The sequence below is a fragment of the Acinetobacter sp. BD54 genome (genome assembly GCF_044778325.1).
Lineage (GTDB): Bacteria > Pseudomonadota > Gammaproteobacteria > Pseudomonadales > Moraxellaceae > Acinetobacter > Acinetobacter baumannii.
Genome location: NZ_JANJEP010000003.1, coordinates 134,280 through 156,849, shown reverse-complemented (window position 1 = coordinate 156,849; position 22,570 = coordinate 134,280). Strand labels below are relative to the sequence as shown.

Annotated in this window: 24 protein-coding genes and 1 pseudogene; 16 read left to right on the top strand and 9 right to left on the bottom strand. The window is 38.9% G+C overall.

All coding sequences use genetic code 11. From position 1 onward, the window contains the following. The first annotated feature begins 132 nt into the window (after positions 1 to 132). Positions 133 to 1,761: a PglL family O-oligosaccharyltransferase gene (locus NQ782_RS05980; RefSeq protein WP_002015646.1), complete on the top strand. Its 1,629-nt coding sequence runs from the start codon at positions 133 to 135 to the stop codon at positions 1,759 to 1,761. Positions 1,762 to 1,802: 41 nt separating this feature from the next. Here NQ782_RS05980 and bfr read toward each other — a convergent pair whose 3' ends face one another. The 7 genes and pseudogenes from bfr to gmk form a co-directional block, all read right to left on the bottom strand. After that, complete coding sequence (bfr, locus tag NQ782_RS05975; RefSeq protein ID WP_000678123.1) at positions 1,803 to 2,267, bottom strand: bacterioferritin; 465 nt, start codon at positions 2,265 to 2,267, stop codon at positions 1,803 to 1,805. A 245-nt stretch (positions 2,268 to 2,512) separates the two neighbouring features. Beyond that, positions 2,513 to 2,707 (bottom strand): bacterioferritin-associated ferredoxin, encoded by a 195-nt coding sequence (locus tag NQ782_RS05970; RefSeq protein WP_000289091.1) that lies wholly within the window; start codon positions 2,705 to 2,707, stop codon positions 2,513 to 2,515. A gap of 209 nt (positions 2,708 to 2,916) precedes the next feature. Then, positions 2,917 to 3,300, bottom strand: coding sequence for a RidA family protein (locus NQ782_RS05965; protein ID WP_057093630.1), 384 nt, complete (start codon positions 3,298 to 3,300; stop codon positions 2,917 to 2,919). Positions 3,301 to 3,420: 120 nt separating this feature from the next. Beyond that, on the bottom strand, positions 3,421 to 5,526 hold the full coding sequence (locus NQ782_RS05960; protein WP_001117590.1) for a bifunctional (p)ppGpp synthetase/guanosine-3',5'-bis(diphosphate) 3'-pyrophosphohydrolase: 2,106 nt from the start codon (positions 5,524 to 5,526) through the stop codon (positions 3,421 to 3,423). Between the two features lie 40 nt (positions 5,527 to 5,566). Continuing rightward, positions 5,567 to 5,697: pseudogene (locus NQ782_RS05955) on the bottom strand (hypothetical protein). Positions 5,698 to 5,735: 38 nt separating this feature from the next. Continuing rightward, positions 5,736 to 6,014, bottom strand: a complete 279-nt coding sequence (gene rpoZ / locus NQ782_RS05950) for a DNA-directed RNA polymerase subunit omega (RefSeq protein ID WP_000135049.1) — start codon at positions 6,012 to 6,014, stop codon at positions 5,736 to 5,738. Positions 6,015 to 6,086: 72 nt separating this feature from the next. After that, positions 6,087 to 6,716, bottom strand: coding sequence for a guanylate kinase (gmk, locus tag NQ782_RS05945; protein WP_000015937.1), 630 nt, complete (start codon positions 6,714 to 6,716; stop codon positions 6,087 to 6,089). 122 nt (positions 6,717 to 6,838) lie between these two features. Between gmk and ispH the strand changes: the two genes are divergently transcribed. The 12 genes from ispH (at position 6,839) to rplS (ending at position 17,914) form a co-directional block, all read left to right on the top strand. Further along, complete coding sequence (gene ispH, locus NQ782_RS05940; protein WP_000407064.1) at positions 6,839 to 7,789, top strand: 4-hydroxy-3-methylbut-2-enyl diphosphate reductase; 951 nt, start codon at positions 6,839 to 6,841, stop codon at positions 7,787 to 7,789. Positions 7,790 to 7,958: 169 nt separating this feature from the next. Further along, a complete protein-coding gene (locus tag NQ782_RS05935; protein WP_001214059.1) occupies positions 7,959 to 8,432 on the top strand; it encodes a Tfp pilus assembly protein FimT/FimU in 474 nt (157 codons plus the stop codon). After that, complete coding sequence (pilV, locus tag NQ782_RS05930; protein ID WP_002194578.1) at positions 8,426 to 8,986, top strand: type IV pilus modification protein PilV; 561 nt, start codon at positions 8,426 to 8,428, stop codon at positions 8,984 to 8,986. The genes NQ782_RS05935 and pilV overlap by 7 nt, the downstream gene beginning before the upstream one ends. Then, on the top strand, positions 8,987 to 9,988 hold the full coding sequence (locus NQ782_RS05925) for a PilW family protein (RefSeq protein ID WP_057093627.1): 1,002 nt from the start codon (positions 8,987 to 8,989) through the stop codon (positions 9,986 to 9,988). Then, positions 9,985 to 10,803, top strand: coding sequence for a PilX N-terminal domain-containing pilus assembly protein (locus NQ782_RS05920; protein WP_000149374.1), 819 nt, complete (start codon positions 9,985 to 9,987; stop codon positions 10,801 to 10,803). Before NQ782_RS05925 ends, NQ782_RS05920 begins: the two co-directional genes overlap by 4 nt. A gap of 11 nt (positions 10,804 to 10,814) precedes the next feature. Continuing rightward, complete coding sequence (locus NQ782_RS05915; RefSeq protein WP_000768965.1) at positions 10,815 to 14,669, top strand: PilC/PilY family type IV pilus protein; 3,855 nt, start codon at positions 10,815 to 10,817, stop codon at positions 14,667 to 14,669. 12 nt (positions 14,670 to 14,681) lie between these two features. Continuing rightward, entirely contained in the window at positions 14,682 to 15,164 is a 483-nt protein-coding gene (locus NQ782_RS05910) for a type IV pilin protein (protein WP_001046417.1), read from the top strand. Then, positions 15,161 to 15,586 carry a type IV pilin protein gene (locus tag NQ782_RS05905; protein WP_000788342.1) on the top strand — a complete coding sequence of 142 codons (426 nt, stop codon included), beginning with the start codon at positions 15,161 to 15,163 and terminating at the stop codon, positions 15,584 to 15,586. The genes NQ782_RS05910 and NQ782_RS05905 overlap by 4 nt, the downstream gene beginning before the upstream one ends. 146 nt (positions 15,587 to 15,732) lie before the next feature. Further along, positions 15,733 to 15,984 (top strand): 30S ribosomal protein S16, encoded by a 252-nt coding sequence (gene rpsP / locus NQ782_RS05900; RefSeq protein WP_000260334.1) that lies wholly within the window; start codon positions 15,733 to 15,735, stop codon positions 15,982 to 15,984. Between the two features lie 19 nt (positions 15,985 to 16,003). Then, positions 16,004 to 16,552, top strand: a complete 549-nt coding sequence (gene rimM, locus NQ782_RS05895; protein WP_000189236.1) for a ribosome maturation factor RimM — start codon at positions 16,004 to 16,006, stop codon at positions 16,550 to 16,552. A 45-nt stretch (positions 16,553 to 16,597) separates the two neighbouring features. Continuing rightward, positions 16,598 to 17,338 carry a tRNA (guanosine(37)-N1)-methyltransferase TrmD gene (gene trmD / locus NQ782_RS05890; RefSeq protein WP_000464598.1) on the top strand — a complete coding sequence of 247 codons (741 nt, stop codon included), beginning with the start codon at positions 16,598 to 16,600 and terminating at the stop codon, positions 17,336 to 17,338. Positions 17,339 to 17,545: 207 nt separating this feature from the next. Beyond that, positions 17,546 to 17,914: a 50S ribosomal protein L19 gene (gene rplS / locus NQ782_RS05885; RefSeq protein WP_000014562.1), complete on the top strand. Its 369-nt coding sequence runs from the start codon at positions 17,546 to 17,548 to the stop codon at positions 17,912 to 17,914. A 52-nt stretch (positions 17,915 to 17,966) separates the two neighbouring features. On the opposite strand, the gene NQ782_RS05880 is transcribed toward rplS, so the two are convergent. Beyond that, entirely contained in the window at positions 17,967 to 18,908 is a 942-nt protein-coding gene (locus tag NQ782_RS05880; protein ID WP_085943440.1) for a triacylglycerol lipase, read from the bottom strand. A 114-nt stretch (positions 18,909 to 19,022) separates the two neighbouring features. Next, positions 19,023 to 20,057 (bottom strand): lipase secretion chaperone, encoded by a 1,035-nt coding sequence (locus NQ782_RS05875; RefSeq protein WP_057093625.1) that lies wholly within the window; start codon positions 20,055 to 20,057, stop codon positions 19,023 to 19,025. A 153-nt stretch (positions 20,058 to 20,210) separates the two neighbouring features. Here NQ782_RS05875 and truB point away from each other — a divergent pair, with 153 nt between their 5' ends. From truB to NQ782_RS05860, 3 genes are all read left to right on the top strand, one after another. Continuing rightward, entirely contained in the window at positions 20,211 to 21,116 is a 906-nt protein-coding gene (truB, locus tag NQ782_RS05870; protein ID WP_057093623.1) for a tRNA pseudouridine(55) synthase TruB, read from the top strand. Positions 21,117 to 21,135: 19 nt separating this feature from the next. Beyond that, positions 21,136 to 21,912: a TSUP family transporter gene (locus NQ782_RS05865; RefSeq protein ID WP_000525222.1), complete on the top strand. Its 777-nt coding sequence runs from the start codon at positions 21,136 to 21,138 to the stop codon at positions 21,910 to 21,912. 209 nt (positions 21,913 to 22,121) lie between these two features. Continuing rightward, the gene (locus NQ782_RS05860; protein WP_001019905.1) at positions 22,122 to 22,565 is read left to right on the top strand and encodes a hemerythrin domain-containing protein; all 444 of its coding nucleotides are present in this window, start codon (positions 22,122 to 22,124) and stop codon (positions 22,563 to 22,565) included. The last annotated feature ends 5 nt before the right edge of the window (positions 22,566 to 22,570 follow it).

Genomic DNA, 22,570 nt, shown 5'->3' with positions numbered 1-22,570 from the left:
GCTCGTTTAAGTAAGAATGAAATCATGACTATTTAATCAATTAATTCCAATCCCCCCTCTGATTTGCTAAAGTTATCTTTTCTTATTTGCATGTATAATCTCACCAATTTCTAATAGTCTCAACCTGTCACTATGCAAGTATTCTTTCTGTTCCTCGCAGCCATCCTGTTGGGTTTTGCGTGGCTATCACCATTTCACTATAACCCTTGGGTAATGTTTTCTAGTGAAATGAGTACTTTTGCGGCAGGTTTAAGTGTCTTAGCTTCACTTTTTTATCAAAATATTAAAATTCCACGTGCACAATTATTGCTATTGCCATTTATTTTAGTTCCAGTGGTGCAGTGGGCTTTGGGTCTAGTTTTTGATTTTAGTACAGCTTTGTTAAGTTCACTTTACTTATTAGGCTTCTGGTTTATGGTTGTGGCGGGTTATAACTTGTCACTAGATCAACAAAAGCGAGATCAAATTTTTACAGGCTTTAGTTTATTACTGATTATTGTATCAATTGCGACCAGCTTTATTGCGATATGCCAATGGTTAAATATTGAGTCTCATTTTGTGCATATGTTGCATTTAATTGGTAACCGTCCTTACGGCAACTTTGGTCAACCTAACAATATGGCAACCTTTCTGATTATGGGGCTATTAGGTTGTCTATTTTTATATGAAAAGAATAAAGCAACAGTTTGGTTACTTTTCCCTTCAGCACTCATTATCTTGTTTACGATCGCTTTAAGCCAATCAAGAACGTCTTGGGTCGTTTTTCCATTTTTACTTATCTATTGGATAGTTAAACTATTTGGAAAACAAAAAAGATTTGGTTTTATTCAAGGGTTCTTGTGGTGCGCTGGTTTTTTTGTAATAGCTGGCGTGATTCTGCCATTTGCTACTAGTTTAATTGAAGCATGGTTAAGCACTGATGTAACCCAAGCAAGTAGTTTAGTTGAAAGAGCAAGCTCTGGATATTTACGTTTTAATATCTGGACCCAAATGCTACTTGCTGTACAGCAGCATCCTTGGTTAGGGTATGGTTGGAACCAAACCAGTGTGGCGCAAATGTCAGCCTATGCTCTTTTTCCAACAACTGAGTGGACGACCAGTGCCCATAATATTTTATTAGATCTCATCATCTGGAACGGTATTCCAATAGGTATAGTCATTATTGCTTACTTTGCATGTTGGTTCCTTTGGCTAAACCAGCAGGCTAAAGAAACTATCTCAATTATTGCAATTATGATGGTGTGTACCGTACTCATTCATGCCATGTTAGAGTTTCCTCAACGCTACGCTTACTTCTTACTTACTTGTGGTTTCTTATTAGGCATAATTCAGGCACAGACACCTGTACTCAAAGATATTGTACTCAACAAGCAGGTTCTTCGTTTAATTTGGGGAATAAGTTTAATACTTCTGCTAGCAATTTGGCGTGACTATAATGTCTATGTCACAAATAGTAATTTGTTGTTTAAGAATAAACAGCCAAATGCTGAGGTTTTGGGAAGTAATCAGATTTTTGTTTTAACGCAGTTTGAGCAGCGTCTAAAATGGATTGAGATGAAGCCTGAAACTACTTTATCTGATGCTGATTTAGCAGTGTGGGGTAATTTTGTGAAGAATAAAGCGACGCCTTATAACTTGCGTAAATATGCCCAGCTACTTGCCTATAATGGAAAAGTAGAACAGGCCGAGCAGCAAATATTTATTTTGCAGCATCTTTATCGACAGCAAATAACTTTGGCAGAGTTGTTAAAAGATAAATAAAAAAAATCCCCTTGAGTGCAAGGGGATTTTTTTATGAGACATTACATTTGGCTTTGAATATAATTTTCGATACCAACACTGCCAATAAGATCAATTTGAGTATCTAACCAATCCCAATATTCTTCCTCTTTTTCTAAGATTTCTTGTACCAAATCACGCGTTACATAGTCTTGTTCGGTTTCGGCTAAAGCGACCGCTTTCTGAATTGCTTCAATATTTTCTTTTACTTTACGGATGTCGCATTGCAGAACTTCTTCTGTATGTTGACCGATATACAATTTACCTAAGTGTTGAAGATTAGGGAGACCTTCTAAAAATAAGATACGCTCAATAATTTTGTCAGCATGCTTCATTTGGCGAATTGATTCTTTATATTCGGCAGAACCGAGTTGTTCAATTCCCCAATCATTAAACATACGAGAATGTAAAAAGTATTGATTAATTGCAGTTAAATGATGATACAGCACTTGATTGAGCTGATTAATCACATCACGATTGCCTTTCATTGTAGCTACTCCAAAACAATTTCTGCCTTAATTCAATTAAGGCAATCTATAAATTCATTTTAGTGAACAATCATGGATATGGCGAGTAATTTATGGAACAGCAAATGAAAATCGCAATCAAAAACAACACAATATTGGTAAATGTGAATTTCCTTCCAAAAAAAAACCGCTTCAATGAGGAACATTTAACGTTCCGCAAAAAGCGGTGGAGGAGTCAATAAATTTTTGTTAAATATTAATTTTTATTATGCAGCTACAGAAATGCGAGCAGCAATTTCTGCTAATTCTTCACTAATAATAGCACGTGCTTCTGGTGCACAGCGTCCACAGCAAGTACCAAGATCAAGCAAATCGCGAATTTCACGATAGCTTTCAGCGCCATTTTCAATAGCGTCTTTAATATCCTGATCGGTAATGCCACGACACAAGCAAACGTACATGGGAGTGATCCCCAAATATAAATGCGATAATTGATATTATTGATAATTATTATCGTTTGTCAATGAAATTCATTTAAAATCTCATTTATCGTTATTGGGATTTTGGATAAAAAAATACCACCTAAGCGGAAATCTGAGAGTTACTCAGCTTTTTAAGCTGGGGTGGTATCTAATTTTAGAGCTAAATAATTTCTAGTTAATATTTTATCTTACTGATTAATAATAACAATTCCATCCATTTCAACTAAAGCCCCTTTAGGCAGGCTTGCTACACCAAGTGCAGCACGCGCTGGGTATGGTTGAGCAAAATATTCGCCCATAATTTGGTTAACGAGTTGGAAATTAGATAAATCAGTAAGAAAAATATTGAGCTTTGCAATATCTGCAAGTGTGCCGCCTGCAGCTTCACATACTGCTTTAAGGTTATCAAAAACACGGCGGATTTGAGCTTCAATGCCGTCTACAAGTTCCATACTGTAAGGATCTAAACCAATTTGCCCTGATAGATATAGTGTGTTACCTACTAAAATGGCTTGAGAATATGTGCCGATGGCAGCAGGGGCATTTTCAGTATGAATGACTTGACAGGACATTTGGTTCTCCTTGATTAAATCTTTTTTCATCATAATCGATGATACGTTTTGACAAAAGTATCATCGATTTAATTGATTAAGTACTTCTAGAAGTTAGATTTTAGTAAAGCAGAACAAATTTTAGCTGACTTTGGAAATTTCCATTTGTGGAGCAGGGGCGTCTAGACGCTCAATACGTGGGAAGCCATAGTGCATTCGTAAATCACGAATGACTTTTGCAATATGTTTACGGTTGTTTACTACAATATTGACGAAAGTACGCTGTTCGTTGGAATGTACCATTTCTACCCCAGCATTATTTTTACGACATTGGTAGATGAGGTCTGATACCTGTTCATCATTCATTGCCATATAAATCGCAAGGTAAGCAGTAAAACGTACATCATCTACGTCATCTGCTTTCCATTGAAGCGGCATAATGTTTTCTGGGTGTAAATGTTGTTCATGAAGCAAATTATGACAACGAATACGGTGCACAATTAAACCACGTCGTGTTAAATGGCCTTGAATTGGATCGCCTAAAATAGGATTACAACAGTGGGCATATTTAACATCAATGCCTTCAGTTCCTTGAATTAGTCGATCTGAATTTTCTGCTCGAGGATGCTTGTCATTTGCAAACAAATGGTTAGCTACAAGTTGAGGAAGTAAATCTCCAACAGCAATTTGCTCAAATAATGCATCTTTATTATCAATATGACGCCATTGTAAAAGATCCAACCAATCTGCATCTGAAAGGTCGTTAATAGAACGATTAAAGAGTTTCAAAGCTCGTGAAAGTGCTTGGGCACCAACTAAACGTTGTTCTTCAATATCTTGGTCTTTGAGTACGTGCTGTAAAGCACGGCGAGCTTTTTGAGTGTTAATGAAGCTCAGCCAATCTGGATTTGGCGTTGCTAAAACGTCAGTAATAATCTCAATAACCTGCCCACTAACTAATGGTGTAGAAAGTGGCTTAATTTCACCATCAACTTTCGCACCTACCGCATGGTTGCCTAAGAAAAGACTAGCTGAATAGGCAAAATCAACTACTGTGGCACCTTGTGGTAACTCATGTAACTGGCCGTGTGGTGTGTAAACCCAAATTTTTTCTTGATGCAAATAATCAAGTAAGTCATTAAAAGTCGTTTTAGCACATTCACCATCAATGAGTGTATTTAGGTTCTGCATGGAGGCTTGAATGGCAGAGCGGCAAGTTTGTGGGGCATTTTCGCCGAGTACTACACCGAAACGTGCAGCTTTACGCATCAACTCAGTTTGAATAGTGAGCGATAAGGTAGTTTTTTCACCCTTAAGCTTGATCATTAATGACTGATTGCCACCTGGTAACGGGCGGCGGATATGATCTTGATATTGGATGACCTGAAAATTTTCTTTTAAGGCTGCTACTAAACGATCGCAGTCTGCAATGGATTGCAAAACGATTTCAAAGGCATGGCTATGAGTAAGTTCTTGTAAATCCATTTCATTTTTTACGAAATGGCGTAAGAGCTCAATATTATTATTTTTCTTTTTAATTCGACCTTGAATATGATAATTGTGGAGAAGCTCCGCAAGATTTTGTTCCCAGATACTTTGGTATTTACATCGCTCTGGTTTGGTTTGAAGCAACGCATTTTGAACGTTATCAAACATATCTAAATCGAGATTTTGATAACATAAATTTTCAAGGTTATCGGCCATTTCATTCATGCCGACTAATCTTGCCATCGGTACGAAAATATCAAAGGTTTCTTGAGCAATACGAGCACGCTTATCGGGCCGTAAGGCGCCCAATGTGGTCATATTGTGGTAGCGATCAGCTAGTTTAATAATAATGACGCGTGGATCTTGCAAAGTAGCTTGTAGAATTTTTCTAAAAGAAGCAGCTTTATTATATTCTTTATCGCTCGACTGGCTTAATTTGGTTACGCCATCAACAAGCTCTGCAACTGTTTGCCCAAATCGCTCAATAATATCGTCTTTTGTATATTGAGTGTCTTCAATGACATCATGTAAAAGTGCAGCCATTAATGTTTCAGGATCCAGACGCATATTCGCTAAAATACAGCTAACCGCGATAGGATGCAGAATATAAGGTTCACCACTTTTACGGGTAATACCAGTGTGTGCCAGATCTCCAAAATCGCAGGCAGCAAGCACTTTTTCGACTTCACTTACCGATAAGTAAGGGTCGATAATTAATTTGAGCTGTTGCTTGGCTTGGCTGACCTCTTCGCCTGGCATAGACCACCCTTTTTCTGTTGCTTAAAAAAACTAAATCTATCTACTTCTTAATGAAAAGCATATTGCGGAACTTGTCAATTTTTTCGTTTGAAAAAGTGTATTTTTTTTTCAATGAAAATAATTGCTTTTACCAATATGTTTTAAATATGCATAAGCCAAATAAAAAACCATCGCAAAAAAACGATGGTTTTTTATAGAAACAGGAGTAATTAGAAAGAAAAACCTTCTAAATTTAAGCTGTTTGTAGAAAGGGCAAGATCAAGACTAGAAGTTTGGTAATCTTGCTCACGTTGTTTAAGAATTTCTTTCGTTACGTGACCTACAGCGATTTCACGTAAAGCAACAACTGTTGGTTTGTCGTTATCCCATTCTACAGTTGGCTCCATGCCTTGACGTGCCAATTGACGAGCACGTTTACTTGCAACGAGCACAAGCTCAAAACGGTTGTCTACATGATCTAAACAATCTTCAACGGTGACGCGTGCCATAAAAGTTCTCGTTTTGGAATGGTAAATTTGAACAGACTAAATAGTATAAAAGGCTTTCGTTCCAGACTCAAGTTATTCCTGTTTTGGTTGTGGAGTAATCAAGTCTTGAATTAGATTTTGATGTCTTTTTGCCTGTTGAGATAAGACTAAACGATTTGCCGTAATGACGGCTTCAAGCTCATGTAGGGCTTTATTAAAGTCATCATTAATGATGATATAGTCGAAATTTACATAATGCTGCATGTCTTCAACAGCACAGCTTAAGCGGTGTTCAATAACTTCAACAGAGTCTGTACCACGGTTAGATAAACGTTGACGTAAATCGAATTGAGTAGGTGGTAAAATAAAGATCTGTTTAGATTCAGGAAACAGCTTACGTACTTGCTCTGCACCTTGCCAGTCAATTTCAAGCAAGACATCATGTCCTTGAGCTAACTGTTGTTTTACGGTTGCTTGCGAAGTGCCATAGTAGTTACCAAATACTTCAGCATATTCGATAAATCCACCTTGGTTTACTTGGTCTAAAAATTCATCTTTTGTTGTGAAGTGATAGTGAACACCATCTAACTCACCTGGTCGTTGACCTCGGGTAGTATGCGAAACTGAAACATGTAAATTGCTCACACGGTCAAGTAGGGCTTTCACCAAAGATGTTTTGCCCGTTCCTGATGCAGCAGAAACGACAAACAATAGACCCGACATGATATTTTTCCTGATATGATAAAATATCTTCGCTATTGTAGTGTACCGTGCGTTTAAACTGAATAGTTTTAACTGCAAATATTTACGAGAAGTTCCCCTGTTTTATTAATTTTGAGGCTGTTATGGAAATTGTGTTAGCTAATCCGCGTGGTTTTTGTGCCGGTGTTGATCGAGCCATAGCAATCGTCAATCGGGCTTTGGAATGTTTTAATCCTCCTATTTATGTACGTCATGAAGTTGTACACAATAAATTTGTGGTAGATGACTTACGCCAAAGAGGGGCTGTTTTCGTTGATGAGCTGGACCAAGTGCCAGATGATTCTATTGTAATTTTCAGTGCGCACGGTGTTTCAAAAGCAGTTCAGCAAGAAGCAGAGCGTCGAGGCTTAAAAGTATTTGATGCGACTTGTCCATTGGTGACTAAAGTACATATTGAAGTAACTAAATATGCTCGCGAAGGGACAGAAGCTATTTTAATTGGTCATGAAGGGCACCCAGAAGTTGAAGGTACGATGGGACAATATGACAAATTAAAAGGTGGCGATATTTATCTGGTTGAAGATGAGGCTGATGTGGCAGCACTTGAGGTTAGACATCCGGAAAAATTAGCATTTGTTACGCAAACGACCTTATCTATTGATGATACAGCAAAAGTGATTGATGCTTTGCGTGCGAAATTCCCGAATATTCAAGGTCCGCGTAAAGATGACATCTGTTATGCAACACAAAATAGACAAGATGCAGTACGTGACTTAGCTGAAAAATGTGATGTTGTGCTGGTTGTTGGCTCGCCTAACTCGTCAAATTCGAATCGTTTACGTGAGCTTGCTGAGCGTATGGGGAAAGCTGCTTATCTAGTAGATAATGCAGATCAACTTGAACAATCATGGTTCAATGATACTTGTAAAATTGGTGTTACAGCAGGAGCTTCAGCCCCAGAAATTTTAATTAAGCAAGTGATTCAACGTTTACAAGATTGGGGAGCTCAGGCGCCTAAAGAATTAGAAGGACGTGAGGAAAATATTACTTTTAGTCTTCCTAAAGAATTACGTATTCATGTGACCCAGGCATAAAATGTGACTTATTTAACATACTGATTTTAAATAGTTAAACAGATAATTGTTAACATGACAGTTATCTGTTTTTTTATACCCTTTGTCTGTTTTGTATTTGTTTTGTAATTTGTAAAAGTAAAATTTAAATAAGAAATAAAAAATTTTAGTTTTATTTGGGGTTCTGGGGATGAGGGGAATTATTCCACAAGAAGGGTTCACCTTGGTCGAGCTAATGGTGACGATTGCGGTCATGGCTATTATTGCACTGATGGCTGCGCCATCAATGTCAAATTTATTAGAAAGTAAACGTTTAGATGCTAATCAAAGAGACTTAATCAACACTTTATCAGAAGCGAAAAGTCAGGCAATTTTAGGTCGTCAGAATGTTTCTGTTAACTTGAACTCAACAGCTTCAAATACACCCACTTCATTAAATTGGAAGACAGCTTCTAATAATACTCTTGAGCTAAAAAATATAGCCGCTGATGGTACTCAAAGTTCTTTAACGACTACCACTTTAGCTTTTAATGCAAATGGAGTAGTGGCAAATATAACTCAAGATACGCTTTTATCTATTTGTAATTCTAGAATAAATAAAAAGAAAGTCATTATTTTGACCAAGCTTGGCACTTTAGTTTTTAAGGCCGAGGAGACTTGTTAATGCATCACTATAAGCAAAAAGCCCAAGCTGGGGTGGGCTTACTCGAAGTTTTGGTTGCCTTAATTTTACTTGCTATTGGAGTTTTAGGTTATGTTGCCTTGCAACTAAGAGCTATGGATGCCTCTTCAGAAGCATTAAGTAAATCTCAAGCCATTCTAGTGATGAGGGGATTAGCAGAAAATATCCGTACAAATAGTACTCAAGCTAGCCAGTATCCTACATTTGTGCGTAGTTATAGCAACTATACATCTGATACTCCTGCACCCACGTCATGTTTTAACTCTCTATGTACTGCCTCCCAACTTGCTCAATTTGATGCCTATCAAGCAGCTAGAAATGCTAATCAACTGGGTATGAGAATTACGATGTCAAATTGTCCTGGCGTTACAAATACAATGGTGCAACAACGCCAGTGCCTATTTGTCTTTTGGGGTAAAACTGCGCCAGTGATTACTACAAATGGAACAAATACTAGTGTGGATGTTTCAAGTTGTATGAGTAATAACGGTGTTTACGTGAATAATTCAACTTGCTTAATGATGGAGGCATATTAAATGGCTCAATCATTTATTTCTAATAAAGAACAAGGTTTTACCTTGATTGAACTTATAGTCGCCTTAGCTTTAGGCCTAATATTAGTGGCTGCTGCAACACAGCTATTTATTGGAGGGCTTTTATCGAGCCGATTGCAAAAGGCCAATGCTGAAATCCAGGACAGCGGTATTTTTGGTTTGGAATATATGGCACGTGATATACGGCTTCTAAATTATGGAAATGTTGTAAATCCACAATTAACAGATACAACGCCTTGGGGAGGTATTGTATTAACAGGTTCAACAGCAACAAATGCCAACAATATTAATTTTATTCCAAAAGTTGATACAAATACTTATATTCCGGAAGCGTTATTAAGCCGTGGTGCAGGTGATACGGTAAGTACAGTGAATAACCACTGGAGAGGTCTTTCAAATATACAGAATAGTTCAAATGCTGAAGTACAAAGCGATCAACTGACTATTCAATTCATTGCCCCGACCAATATGACTAATTGTGAAGGTGTGAATGTGTTAGCGGGGGACCTAATAGTTCAACGGTATTTTTTACGTGTTGATAATAATGGTAGCTCTCAACAGGATTATGCACTTGCATGTGATGCGAATACCCCTGCGGTTAGTGCTACAGCTCAACCTGATATCGTTAATGGATTAGGAGATGCAGGGCAAATTATACTGCCTCGTATTGACCATTTTCATGTCTTATTAGGTGCGAAAAACGCAGCTGGTAATTTTGCTTATTACACAATTCCTCAGTATCGGGTGGCTGCACAAGCTGCTCGAGATGCGAGTCCAGCTGTGGCTGCTCCAAGAATTCTGTCAATACAAATATCGGTATTAGCCCGTTCTACAAATAATGCTCAAAATAAGGCAATAGACCCTAATCAGTCTTTTCTTATGCTAGATCAGAATGTGCATGCTGCCGATAACAGAACTCGCTTTTTGCGACGCGTATATAGCGTGACAATTGCTTTACGCAATGCAATGGGGGAAACAATATGACCCATTTAAATTATAAAAATATTAAAGGTCGATCTAAGGAAACGGGTGCCACACTTATTGTTGTACTTATTATTTTATTGATTGTTATTTCTGTCGGGGTTTTGGCAATAAGAGTAGCGATTGTTTCTCTAAAAGTTGCAACTAATAGCCAAGTTGGCCAATTAAACTTTCAATCTTCAGATACTCCGTTAGAGCTTATTGTACAGATGAACCCAACCACATTGACAAATATTACCAATGTGATTGGTGCAGCACTTAAAGCACATGAAAGTAACCCCGGTGCGGAATATAACTTTTGCTATAAACCAACCTCTACATCTGTAAGTTTTGCTCAAACTCGGGGAGCAAGTTTGCTTCGGGCTGGCAGCGCCAATAATGCTGTGGTTGAAGACGGTGGAGTAGCAGGTTTCTGCGATTTAACAAGTGACTATGGGAGTAATCGTCAAGCGGTAGTTACTCAAGTTGCTGTCAGTATCCCAACCGATGCCATGGCTGATATTCCGGGTTCAAATCTACCTCGCGACATAAATCTTTCCGAAGGAACCCAACTTCCTAAAAGCATGCTATCTACGCAACGCATTCGGGTTATTACAACAGCGTTTTTACCTGCTTATGCCTCAACTTCTTTAGAAACTCTGCAATCTGATTGCTTAAGTACGAGTTCCGCAAAAATTAGTGACAACTTTGATAGTGCATTAACGGATAAGCAAACTCTAGCTGATTGTTTGGCAAACCATAACGTACCTTTTAGTACTCAAGTTCAAGAATTTAACTATACCAATAAGCTGACTGAAATCACGGCACCAGGTTCATAATGGGGAATATCATGAAACTAAAATTGAAGAATTTTAAGCCAAATAATTTGTGGTATGCCGTCTATTCAAGCTCAATGATATTCACATGGCTAATGACAAGCTCTGTGGTGCAAGCAAGTGATTTACAAATTTATGCCTCACCTACAGCAGGTAAAAAAACAATTGTGATGATGTTGGATACATCAGGAAGTATGACCAACAATAGTTATGGTGAAAACCGCTTAGCCATGCTTAAAAATGGTATGAATGCTTTTTTGGCTAGCAATAACCCTGTCTTAAATGATACGCGAGTAGGTTTAGGAAATTTCTCGGCAAATGGTGACAGCCGAAGTGGACAAATTTTAGTGGCTGCTGCTCCTTTAGGTGATGCAAGTACTTTAAATACGGTAGGCTCACAACGTTATAAATTAAAACAAGCTGTTGCTAATTTAACTGCGGGAGGCTCAACACCTTCAGCCCACGCTTATGCTGAAGCAGCTGCTTACTTAATGGGGACAACCACATATTCAGAGACGAATTATGCTATTCGTAAAGATAGTTATATCAAACGTGTAAGAAGATCTGATAATAGAACTGAATATTCATATTGTACTAATTACCGTGATTCGCAAATTGATACAGCCAACCTATGGCAACCTTGTCGTTCAAATAGTTATTGGAGTAGCTGGTCAACAAATAATCCAGGTGTGGATAATGCTACTGCTTATGATACTTCATCTGACTGGACTTATTACTATACTTATTACTACACCACTTTTAATTATGCTGTAGCAAATGCAGATAGCGGTATTCCAAAATCTAAATCAAACGATACAGCTAGCAATCCGAATATTGTTGTAGACCGAAATGCTACTAACTCCAATGCAGTGTATCAGTCACCTTTACCTGCAGTAGCGAATCGCCAGAGTTGTGATGGGCAAGGTATTTACTTCTTATCGGATGGCGAACCGAACAATACAACAAATACACGTTCGGCAAGTGTCATGTCGACTGCTTTAGGTAGTACTTTTGGAGCTGATTTTAATTGTTCTGGAGGTTTATCTAACACTACGGCAGACTCTGGTTGGGCTTGTATGGGGGAGTTTGCAAAAAGATTATTTGATAAAACAAAGAACCCTGCCGGAGTTTCTATTCAAACAGCATTTGTCGGTTTTGGTAGTGACTTTTCTAGTTTGAGTTCTTCTGATGTAAAAAATGCCTGCCGTTTAAGTTCGAGAACCCAGTCTGACCGAAAAGGAGATGATGCGTGTTCACCGAATCAATCTACAAATGCGGTAGCTGCACCAGGTTATGGGAATGGTGGTTTTTTCCCTACTCAGAGTTCACAAGGCGTAACAGACAGCGTTATCGCATTTATTAATAATTTAGATAAAGTTCCTTTAGAACCCTTAACCACAGGTGCTATCTCAGTTCCATATGATGCATTGAATCCCAAAAATTTACAGGAATATGGTTATTTACGAGCTTTTGAGCCAAATCCAGCTAACACGTACTTAACATGGCGTGGAAATTTAAAGAAATATCATGTTGTTTTATCTGGAGCGAATGCAGGTGCTTTTGAGGCCAATTCTGGCGGATTAGTCTACAATGCAAGTGGGGCTTTTAGGACTGGAACAAAGGATTATTGGAATAGCTCTACTTATACTGACGGAGGCAAAGTCTTTTTAGGTGGTTCATATGCGAATGTGCCTTTACCCATTGCTGGACAACCTGAAACACGTGATGCAGAAGGAAATATCACAAAATATTATTACGCAGTACAAAGTAAAATCCGCAACTTATTTACTGATGTTTCCGCCGTTGCAGCAGATGGTAGCTTAACGAAAATTTCAACTTCTGGAACTAATTTGCTAAAAATTCCAGCTGCTCCACCAGAAGGAACTAATCCTTTTGATACGGTGGCTAATACAGCAAGTTATGTTTTAGGTAAATTTGATCCATCAACTGGACAAAATATTTTAAAAGCTTTTCCTATAAGCTTGAAATTAAAAATATTAAATTATTTAGGTTATTCAACAGATATTAATGCAACAACTCTGCCTTCATCTTTGGTTACATCGAATGAACCTTATTTATCGATGGGGGGAAGTATTCACTCTTTACCGGTTCAACTAACCTACAATGGAACACTAGATGATAATGGGAATTTAACATCTGCCCGAGAACAATCCATCCTCTATGGAACTATGGAAGGCGGATTACATATTGTGGATGCTTCATCTGGTATTGAGCAAATGGTCTTTGTTCCTGCAGATATTTTAAATGATTCAGTTGCTTCCAAAGCTTTAGTTGTTGGTCAAAGTGATGCTTCAGCTCCCGCTCATGGTATGGACGGAGCTTGGGTATCTGATCCAGCCTATAATATTACTACAGTGGGAAGTGGTAGCTCGGCAGTATCAAAAGTAACTGCAAAGCAAATGAATATTTATGGCGGCATGCGTATGGGAGGAAGTAGCTACTACGGACTAGATGTATTAAGCCCTACTTCACCGAAACTGCTTTTTAGAATAGGGGCAGACCAGACTGACTATAGCCGTATGGGTCAAAGCTGGTCTAAACCCGTACTCGCGAACATCCGTTATAACGGTTCTATTAGACGCGTCCTGATTGTTGGCGGTGGTTATGATCAGTGTTATGAAAAACCAAATATTACGTTGACTGACGCTTGCTTTACCAATGGAAAAGCAAAAGGAAATGCTGTCTATATTATTGACGCAAAAACTGGTCAGCGTTTGTGGTGGACAAGTGATACAGGTTCTAATACTGATAACGCCAATATGAAGCATAGTATTGTTAGCCGTATTAGTACTTTAGACCGTGATGCTGATGGCTTAGTCGACCATCTATATTTTGGAGATTTAGGCGGACAAATTTTTCGCGTGGACCTTAATAATAATCAGACAAAAACCAATTCGACCTATAGCAGTTTTGGTGTCAGAGTTGTGCGTTTAGCGAATTTAGCAACAAATGATTCAACTTATGATGGCACAAATGATTATACAGGTGGGAATGCTCCTCGTTTTTATGAGCCTCCAACAGTAACGATCCACGATTATGGAATTCACACTTTTATTACAGTAGGTATTGCATCAGGAGACCGTAGTACACCTTTAGACGTTTACCCACTCACAGGTCGTGAAGGTATGACGCCTGCAAGTGCATTAAGTGGACGTCCTGTAAATAATGTATATGGAATTATTGATAAAGACTTTGTTAAAAAGAACTTAATGTCTTTAACTGATAATCAGCTTGAAACAAAAGATATTACACGGACAGGCTTAAGAAAAAATCCACAAATTCTAAGAACAGGTGAAACAAGAGTAGCTCAAATTTTCTTCCCCACTACAGGAGTAGGTAAAGGTGGTTGGTATCGCTCGCTTTCTAGTACGAGCGATGGTACAGAAAAAGCTAATAATAGTTTTCGTATTAAAGGAGGACTCAAAGCTTTTGAGGAACCAATGGCAATTACGGGTAATTTAATTATTCCAGTTTATGACCCTCAAGGAACGGGAATTGTTGCGGCAGATCCTTGTCTACCTCGTGTTGTGGGAGAAACAGACCGACAAACTTATTGTTTACCATTTGGTGCTTGTCTTAATCCGGATGGAACCATTAATTCAAATAAAGAAAACCCGAGCGGGTTTCAAACAAAAACTGGTAGTAACTGTCCAGCTGGAGTCTCTGAATGTAATACAAATGTCATTGGTGCAGGTATTCGTAATATCACATTTGTTCCAAAAAGAGATGAACCTCCTGTGACTAATAGTTGTGGGAAATTACAGCTGTCTGGAAACGAGAACGGAACAGGTGAGTGGCAATGTACAAGTCATTTACTTCCTGTGCGCTGGTATGAGCGCTATCGCTAGAAGGAACAGCTTATGAATAAGTACTCTATTCTACGGTTCAATCAAGGGGTTACCTTGATTGAGCTTATGGTCGTGATTGTTATCGTTGCTATTTTTGCTTCAATTGCTATCCCTTCATATCAAAGTTATAGCCGTAGAGCTACTGCATCTGCGGCTAAAAGTGAAATTTTGAAATTAGCTGAACAATTGGAACAGCATAAATCAAGAAATTTTACTTATAGGGGGTTTACCACAACCTCTATAACCCTACCTCGCGGGGGATATACGATTCAGATTACTGATGATACGACGACAGGAAATTTATTGACGAATGCTGCTGCAAATGGGCAAACATGGGTCATTAAAGCGACAACTACAGATTCAAGAAACTTTAATTTTATTGCTAAGAATTCAGGTTTGCGTTGTCAAAGTTTAACAGCTACGGCTGTTGATAATGACTGTGGTGGAACAGTCACTTGCAATGTATGTGAAACAAATAGTGAGAATTGGCAATGAAGAATGGTTTTACTTTAATAGAAATCATGATTGTAGTAGCGATAATTGCAATTTTAGCAGCTATAGCGACACCTTCATATTTGCAATATTTACGTAAAGGGCATCGTACAGCTGTTCAATCCGAAATGATGAATATTGCCCAAACATTAGAATCAGAAAAAGTAGTTCACAATCGTTATCCGTCGAATGCGACCATACAGTCGATTTATGGTTCTAATGTGAGTCCTATACAAGGTCAGGCTCTATATAAGTTAGCTTTTGCAACTCTGAATGATTCAACTTGGGTACTTACTGCAACACCTATTTCTACTAGCTCACAAGCAGGTGATGGAATTATTTGTTTAAATGACCAAGGGCAAAAATTTTGGGCAAAAGGTGCCACAGTTTGTGCACTATCTGCTTCATCAAGTTGGACAGAGTAATTTAAATTCAAAACTGCGGATAACTCAAAATTTAATCTTTCTTTCAGGGTGAAAATCACGTAGAATGTCGCCCTCTATGAAAGGGGTTTGAAGTGTTGCCGATGGTCGGCGCAGGGATAATCCGTAAGAATTATAAGGCTTTTATCATGGTTGTTATTCGTTTAGCACGTGGCGGCGCAAAAAAACGTCCATTCTATCAAATCGTTGTGACTGATAGCCGCAATGCACGTGATGGTCGTTTCATCGAGCGTATCGGTTTCTTTAACCCAACTGCACAAGGTCAAGCAGAAAAACTTCGTTTAGACGCAGACCGTTTTGCTCACTGGGTTTCTCAAGGTGCTCAACCTTCTGAACGTGTTGCTTCTTTGGCTGCTCAAGCTAAAAAAGCTACTGCATAATTATTGTAGTAGGTAGCCCATGACACCAACACAGAATGTTCCCGAAGATCGTATTCAGATTGGACAGTTACGTTCAGCTTATGGATTAAATGGGTGGCTCTGGGTGTATTCCAATACAGAACCCATGAGCAATATGTTTGACTACTTGCCTTGGTACATCGAGACCAAGGCCGGGTGGCAAATCGTTGATGTAAAACGTTGGAAACCACATGGCAAAGGCCTGGTTGTTGCTCTAAAAGGTGTGAGTGATCGCACAGGAGCAGAAAGCTTGGTTGGCGCTAATATCTGGATTGCTAAATCTCAACTGCCGAAAGCAGATGTAGATGAGTACTACTGGTCAGATTTGAAAGGCTTAACAGTGTTAGGTCTTGATGACGACGAACAGGAAGTGAACTTGGGGCAAATTCATGAGTTGTTTGAAACTGGAGCCAATGATGTGATGGTTGTACGCGCTACACCAGACAGCATTGATTCAGAAGAACGCATGATCCCGTGGCATAAAGATGTGGTGCAACGCGTTGATCTTGAAGCTGGTCGCATTTACGTCAATTGGGGCGTAGATTATTAATCCTTTTTATAGGATTAACGCAGCAGGAAAATAGAGGAGTCTGCGGTGTTTTTTGCAGTCATTACGCTTTTTCCTGAAATGTTTGAAGCGATTACAGCCTACGGGATTAGCGGGCGTGCAGCAAAACGTGACATAGTACAAGTCACTTGTATTAATCCACGTGATTTTGCTGAAGGGAATTACCGAAGAGTGGATGAACGTCCATTTGGTGGTGGTCCTGGTATGGTGATGATGGCGGAGCCTTTGGCAAAAGCAATTAACCATGCCAAACAACTTGCTTCGCAAGCAGGATGTGTTCATGTACCTGTGGTGTATATGTCTCCACAAGGCAAAACTTTAAATGAACAGGCAGTACAGCAGTTTGTCGATTATGATGGCTTAATTGTATTGTGTGGGCGTTATGAAGGCGTCGATGAGCGTTTGATCCAGCATTATGTTGATCAGGAATGGTCAATTGGAGATTATGTCTTATCTGGTGGTGAACTACCTGCCATGGTGTTGCTTGATAGTATTATTCGCCGTTTGCCGAATGTAATGTCAGATGAGCAATCAGCGATACAGGATTCTTTTGTAGATGGTCTTTTGGATTGTCCGCAATACACTAAGCCAGACCAGTTTGAAGGGTTAGATGTTCCTGAAATTTTAAAGTCGGGACATCATGCCAATATTGAGAAATGGCGTTTTTTGCAGCGTTATCAACGAACTTTAGAGCGTCGACCTGAGTTGATTGAACAGGTTACGTTGACTAAGCAGCAAAAAAAATGGCTGTCAGATGAACAAGGGTAAGCATATTCCCTGTGTTTTTCTGAGCAAAAGATGAGAAGCTTTGCTTCGAATTAAAGCATAAGTCTATTTTTTATAGATTTATGTGTACTTAAGGCTCTTTACGGTTGTCGTAAAGGGAAAGTTAAACGGGTTGATATGCGCTTTAGCCTCTATCCCCAGCGGAAACTCAGGCCTCTTCTGACTCCGCACATATTGGAGATTCCCACAATGAGTGGTAAACATCCTTTAGTTCAAGCTATTGAAAATTCACAGTTAAAAACTGACCTTCCTGAATTTGCTCCTGGTGACACAGTAGTTGTTCAAGTTAAAGTAAAAGAAGGTGACCGTGAACGTCTTCAGGCATTTGAAGGTGTCGTAATCGCTAAGAAAAACCGTGGTTTGAACTCTGCGTTCACAGTACGTAAAATTTCTAGCGGTGTTGGTGTTGAGCGTGTATTCCAAACTCACTCACCAGTTGTTGCTAAAATCGAAGTGAAACGTCGTGGTGACGTTCGTCGTGCTAAACTTTACTACCTCCGTGACTTGTCTGGTAAAGCTGCACGTATTCGTGAAAAATTACCAGCTCGTAAAGCGTAAGCTTATAGCGAGTAAAAAATGCGCCTTTTGGCGCATTTTTTTGTTTTAAAGCTTATAACCCTTGAAGTTTTAAACGGTTAGCATGTTGACGGTAAACCGAGACAGGGTCTGCTGCAAAAATAGAACGTATTCCCATGACCTGATTGACTTCATCTAAATGATTCCAGTTATAGTCGTCACGAATAGTTTTACCAAATTTGGCACTGCATCGAGACACAAGCCCATCATTATCCCCAAATGGGTCAACTACTAGACTACTTCCTGTCAATGCCATGTCAAATGGATCTAATGGGTTCGTCAGCGCTTTATTACCAGAGAATGAATACATATAAATGCCTTTCTCCTGATAAGCACCCTCACCACAAGACGTGGTAGGAACACCCATTGGAAACTGGGCATTAAACTGTGCAGAGCCTTGAGTCGATAAACTGTGGGCACCTGCTAGGGAGTCATGCGGATAACTATTTGGGTCTAGACCTCCTGCCCAAGTAATTGCTGCGGAAAACCAGTTTACTAATGTTGCCAGCCCGGATAGAGGAGTACCCTCAACATTCAGGATGACATCTGCCATTGGCGATCCTTTGTGAGGTGCACCAATAGTAGTAAGCGAAGCGACTTTTTCAGGCATGATCCCAGCGACATAGCGAATTGTTGGTCCCCCGTGGCTATGTCCGATCAAGTTGACTTTAGGCTTTCCGGTGATGGCAATAATTTCTTCTACTTGTTGGGCAAGTTGTTCTCCACGAACTTCAGTTGAGTTAAACGGTGAAACTCTTGTTGCCCAGACATTTCCTCCGTTACGCGCAAGATCAGGAAGAATCTGATACCAGTAGTCCAGACCAAGCGTATCTGTTCCAACTCGGTTAAAACCCGCCATACCATGGTTAAAAACCAATGGATATTTGGTTTGTGCATAAGTTGAATAGACGAATGAGCTTTTGACTTGCTCTGCATTTGTGGCATGGGTTGCTGAAACACTCAGTCCTGAGAGTATTGCAGCACAGAAAAATATTAAGTTCCTTTTCATTTTTTACTCACTATTTTTATTTTGTATGAGAAGCAGCTTCTACTGCTGGATAAGGTTTGGCTCACTTTGAAATAGAAAAGCCTAGTAGTTAAAGGGTAGTTCACCTCCTTGGTCATGGACTGTTTCAAAAGTTCTAAGACGAAGCTGTTCTTGCGATGAGCTAAATTGTTGTTGGCGTAGTTGTTGAATAGCTTGTTTTTTAGCGCTGTCACTCATATTGCTATGCAGGACTTCATCACGTTGATTTAAGTAGCCAGTCACTCGCTGTTGCCACGCATTACGCTGTATATCTAAAGTTTCTAATCGTTGAGTTGCCTCGGCTCCAACAAGTGCTGTACGCATTTGCCGAAGTTCCTCTGCTGAACCATTGCGAGCTTTAATTTGTTTGGTCAGTGTGTGTAAATCATCAAGCTTTGAAAGTTCTTGTAGGTTTTCTTGCCAGTCTTCTGGTAGTTGTTCAAAGCGCTCTTTAAGTTTTTTAGCTTTTTCAATTTCACTTAAAGATAAATCTTCTAAAATCTTCATGCGATCTAATGTGTAGTTCTGATAAATGTCTTCTGTTGAGAATAACCCTTCAATTTCAGAGGCAGAGAAGAAACGTTTTCTTATATCTTGAATTGAACTGAAGATCTTTTGAAAATAATTTTGATCTTGTTGTTTAGATTGAGGCGGTTGAATTTGTGCAAGCTGCTCACGGTATTTTAAATAACGCGTCCACAAATCAATAATCTGTGAGCGGGCTGGCTCTAAATATTGATCTTGTATAAATTTCTCAAAATGAGTTTTAACTTGTTGTAAATTGCTCTCGCCATACTGCGTAATAAAATATTCAAAGCAGTCACGGGTTTGACTATTCACAACTAAATGCTGTGAACTATCAATTTTTAATTGGCAGTTAACTTGAGTATCTTGCTGACTTTTACTCAAATAAGTATTTTCGTTTAATGGTGAATTTAAAGTAGATTGCGAAGTAGCTACCAAACTTTTAGCTTCATCCTGATTTGGCTGAGGTGAAGTATTTTCCGAGTCTGGGCTTAGCCAATACACACATGCGATGAGGCTCAAAATAAAAAATCCGAGCACACACCACCATATCTTTTTCTGCATCCTTTGCATAAAGATATCTTCCTTAAGTTTTCATTTGTTGTTTTTTTACTCGATCATTAATGTGCCATAAAATAAGTGAAAAGGCACCTAAATATTATGAAAATATCTTGCTGAATTTGCTAACATGTCGGCACTTTTCTCTAGCTTTGTGTTCCAGTAAAAATGACGACAAAAAATCAAAAAATTTCTCGTCGCCATATCAGTGGTGTATTTCTTTTAAATAAACCATTAGGGCTAAGTTCTAACGCTGCTTTGCAAAAAGTGCGTTGGCTTTACCGTGCCCAAAAGGCGGGTCATACTGGTGCATTAGATCCATTAGCAACCGGTTTACTTCCTATCTGTTTAGGAGAAGCCACTAAATTCTCACATTACTTGCTGGACTCGACAAAGCGTTATCAAACTACTGTTCGATTAGGCCAAACTACAACAACAGGTGATGTTGAAGGCGATATTTTACAAGAACGTCCTATCCCGGTTCTTAGCAAAGAGCTTATTGAGCGAACTTTAGAAAAGTTTAGGGGCGATATTCAACAAGTTCCACCGATGTACTCGGCATTAAAAAAAGAAGGTAAGCCACTATATGAGCTGGCCAGAAAGGGTATAGAGATTGAGCGTGAGGCACGCCCGGTTACGATTTATGCTCTAGAACTCATTGAATTTACTGAAAATAGTATCACTTTAGATGTAACTTGTTCTAAAGGAACATATATTCGTGTGTTAGGTGAAGATATTGGTGAGGCGCTTGGTTGTGGTGGTCATTTAACCATGCTTCACCGTATTCAAACTGGACATTTTGAACTCATCCCAAGTTATACCATTGAATATTTGGAAAGCTTAACGGAAGAGCAAAGAGAAGCTTTGCTACTGCCCGTATATGCTCCAATTGACCATTTCTTAAAAATTCAGGTTCCCGAAGGACGGGAAAAATATTTTTGTAACGGTCTAGAAAGCAATATTGATCATTCTGCAGAAGCAGAAGTGTTGGTTTTTTCGGGTGAACGCTGTCTAGGTTTAGCTGAAATTACCGATAAAAAACGGTTGGTACCTAAACGTATCTTAAATTTGTAGTAGATGTAGAGTATAAAACATGGGCATGGAATGGGATGTTATCCTTAGTTTGATCTTTTTTGCGTTTACTGCGGGAGCAATTGATGCTGCTGTTGGTGGCGGCGGACTCATCCAGATTCCCGGGATCATGAGCACTTTTCCTAACATGTCGACTGCTACGGTGATTGGTACCAATAAAGTCTCATCCATTTTTGGTACGGCATCGGCAGCTTATACATTTGCTAAAAAAGTAAAGTTGCAATGGAAGCTTTTAGCCGTTATTGCCATTTGTGCCTTGATTAGTTCTTTCGCTGGTGCGGCTTGTTTGTCGCTTATCCCTCAATCGGTATTGCGTCCTTTCGTTTTCGTGATGTTGATTGTGATTGCGATTTATACCCTAGTTAAAAAGAACTTCGGACAGGTTCATACCGAGCAAAAAATTACCACGAAAATGCTCGTTTTAGCTGGTATCGGTAGTCTGGCGATTGGCTTTTATGACGGTATTTTCGGGCCGGGTACTGGTAGTTTCTTTATCTTTTTCTTCATTCGTTTTTTACAAGTCGATTTTTTACATGCTTCGGCGTTGTCAAAAATCGGTAATTTTATGACTAACTTAGCTGCGCTGAGTTTCCTCATTCCAACTGGGCACGCTATTTTACATATTGGTTTAATGATGGCAGCGGCTAACGTGCTAGGTTCTATTGTTGGGGTGCGTACCGCGCTTAAATACGGTAGTGGTTTTGTACGTATTATCTTTTTAATTTTGGTGAGTATCCTGATTTGCCGTTTGGGATATCAAATGTTTGTTACAGGTTAAATAAGATAAAAGTATGAACTGTTCCTGAGGAGTGGTTCATACTTGTGTGTATCATTTAAAGCTATAAATATAAAAATCATTACAGAAACTTACTAGAAAGAAAACTGTGTAAAAAATAGTCTCATTTTAAGCTACTTAAATAATATAAATTTTGCCGTACGATAAACCTTGAAATAAAAAAGATTTTTTAACTAAAAATGAGGAAGAGAATGAATATTTTCGAAGCATTAAGAGAAAGCCACGAAAATCAACGCAACCTTTCTGAACAATTAATCCAGACACATGGTTTAACCGAAGAACGAAAAGAATTATTTGATGCATTAAAAAACGAACTTTATGCTCACTCAGTTGCCGAAGACCGTTATTTATATATCCCTTTAATGTTTGATGATGTCGGTTTGGATATTACGAGACATGCTTTATCTGAACATCATGAAATGGATGAATTGGTCGAGCAACTCGAAAAAACGGATATGAGTAGCCCAAGTTGGTTGGCAACCGCTAAACAGTTAAGCGAAAAAGTCCATCACCACTTAAAAGAAGAAGAGCATAAGTTTTTTCAGCAAGCCGGTAAAATTCTTAAAGACAGTGAAAAAGAAACGCTAGGCAATAAATATTTAAAGGAATATAAAAAGTATAAAAAACAGCAATAAGCTAC

What these genes read in the sequence shown, in the direction of transcription:
- NQ782_RS05980 (WP_002015646.1), top strand. Translation starts at nt 133, where the DNA reads ATGCAAGTATTCTTTCTGTTCCTCGCAGCCATCCTGTTGGGTTTTGCG.
- bfr (WP_000678123.1), bottom strand. Translation starts at nt 2,267, where the DNA reads ATGAAAGGCAATCGTGATGTGATTAATCAGCTCAATCAAGTGCTGTAT.
- NQ782_RS05970 (WP_000289091.1), bottom strand. Translation starts at nt 2,707, where the DNA reads ATGTACGTTTGCTTGTGTCGTGGCATTACCGATCAGGATATTAAAGAC.
- NQ782_RS05965 (WP_057093630.1), bottom strand. Translation starts at nt 3,300, where the DNA reads ATGTCCTGTCAAGTCATTCATACTGAAAATGCCCCTGCTGCCATCGGC.
- NQ782_RS05960 (WP_001117590.1), bottom strand. Translation starts at nt 5,526, where the DNA reads ATGCCAGGCGAAGAGGTCAGCCAAGCCAAGCAACAGCTCAAATTAATT.
- rpoZ (WP_000135049.1), bottom strand. Translation starts at nt 6,014, where the DNA reads ATGGCACGCGTCACCGTTGAAGATTGTTTAGATCATGTAGACAACCGT.
- gmk (WP_000015937.1), bottom strand. Translation starts at nt 6,716, where the DNA reads ATGTCGGGTCTATTGTTTGTCGTTTCTGCTGCATCAGGAACGGGCAAA.
- ispH (WP_000407064.1), top strand. Translation starts at nt 6,839, where the DNA reads ATGGAAATTGTGTTAGCTAATCCGCGTGGTTTTTGTGCCGGTGTTGAT.
- NQ782_RS05935 (WP_001214059.1), top strand. Translation starts at nt 7,959, where the DNA reads ATGAGGGGAATTATTCCACAAGAAGGGTTCACCTTGGTCGAGCTAATG.
- NQ782_RS05925 (WP_057093627.1), top strand. Translation starts at nt 8,987, where the DNA reads ATGGCTCAATCATTTATTTCTAATAAAGAACAAGGTTTTACCTTGATT.
- NQ782_RS05920 (WP_000149374.1), top strand. Translation starts at nt 9,985, where the DNA reads ATGACCCATTTAAATTATAAAAATATTAAAGGTCGATCTAAGGAAACG.
- NQ782_RS05915 (WP_000768965.1), top strand. Translation starts at nt 10,815, where the DNA reads ATGAAACTAAAATTGAAGAATTTTAAGCCAAATAATTTGTGGTATGCC.
- NQ782_RS05910 (WP_001046417.1), top strand. Translation starts at nt 14,682, where the DNA reads ATGAATAAGTACTCTATTCTACGGTTCAATCAAGGGGTTACCTTGATT.
- NQ782_RS05905 (WP_000788342.1), top strand. Translation starts at nt 15,161, where the DNA reads ATGAAGAATGGTTTTACTTTAATAGAAATCATGATTGTAGTAGCGATA.
- rpsP (WP_000260334.1), top strand. Translation starts at nt 15,733, where the DNA reads ATGGTTGTTATTCGTTTAGCACGTGGCGGCGCAAAAAAACGTCCATTC.
- rimM (WP_000189236.1), top strand. Translation starts at nt 16,004, where the DNA reads ATGACACCAACACAGAATGTTCCCGAAGATCGTATTCAGATTGGACAG.
- rplS (WP_000014562.1), top strand. Translation starts at nt 17,546, where the DNA reads ATGAGTGGTAAACATCCTTTAGTTCAAGCTATTGAAAATTCACAGTTA.
- NQ782_RS05875 (WP_057093625.1), bottom strand. Translation starts at nt 20,057, where the DNA reads ATGCAAAGGATGCAGAAAAAGATATGGTGGTGTGTGCTCGGATTTTTT.
- truB (WP_057093623.1), top strand. Translation starts at nt 20,211, where the DNA reads ATGACGACAAAAAATCAAAAAATTTCTCGTCGCCATATCAGTGGTGTA.
- NQ782_RS05865 (WP_000525222.1), top strand. Translation starts at nt 21,136, where the DNA reads ATGGGCATGGAATGGGATGTTATCCTTAGTTTGATCTTTTTTGCGTTT.
- NQ782_RS05860 (WP_001019905.1), top strand. Translation starts at nt 22,122, where the DNA reads ATGAATATTTTCGAAGCATTAAGAGAAAGCCACGAAAATCAACGCAAC.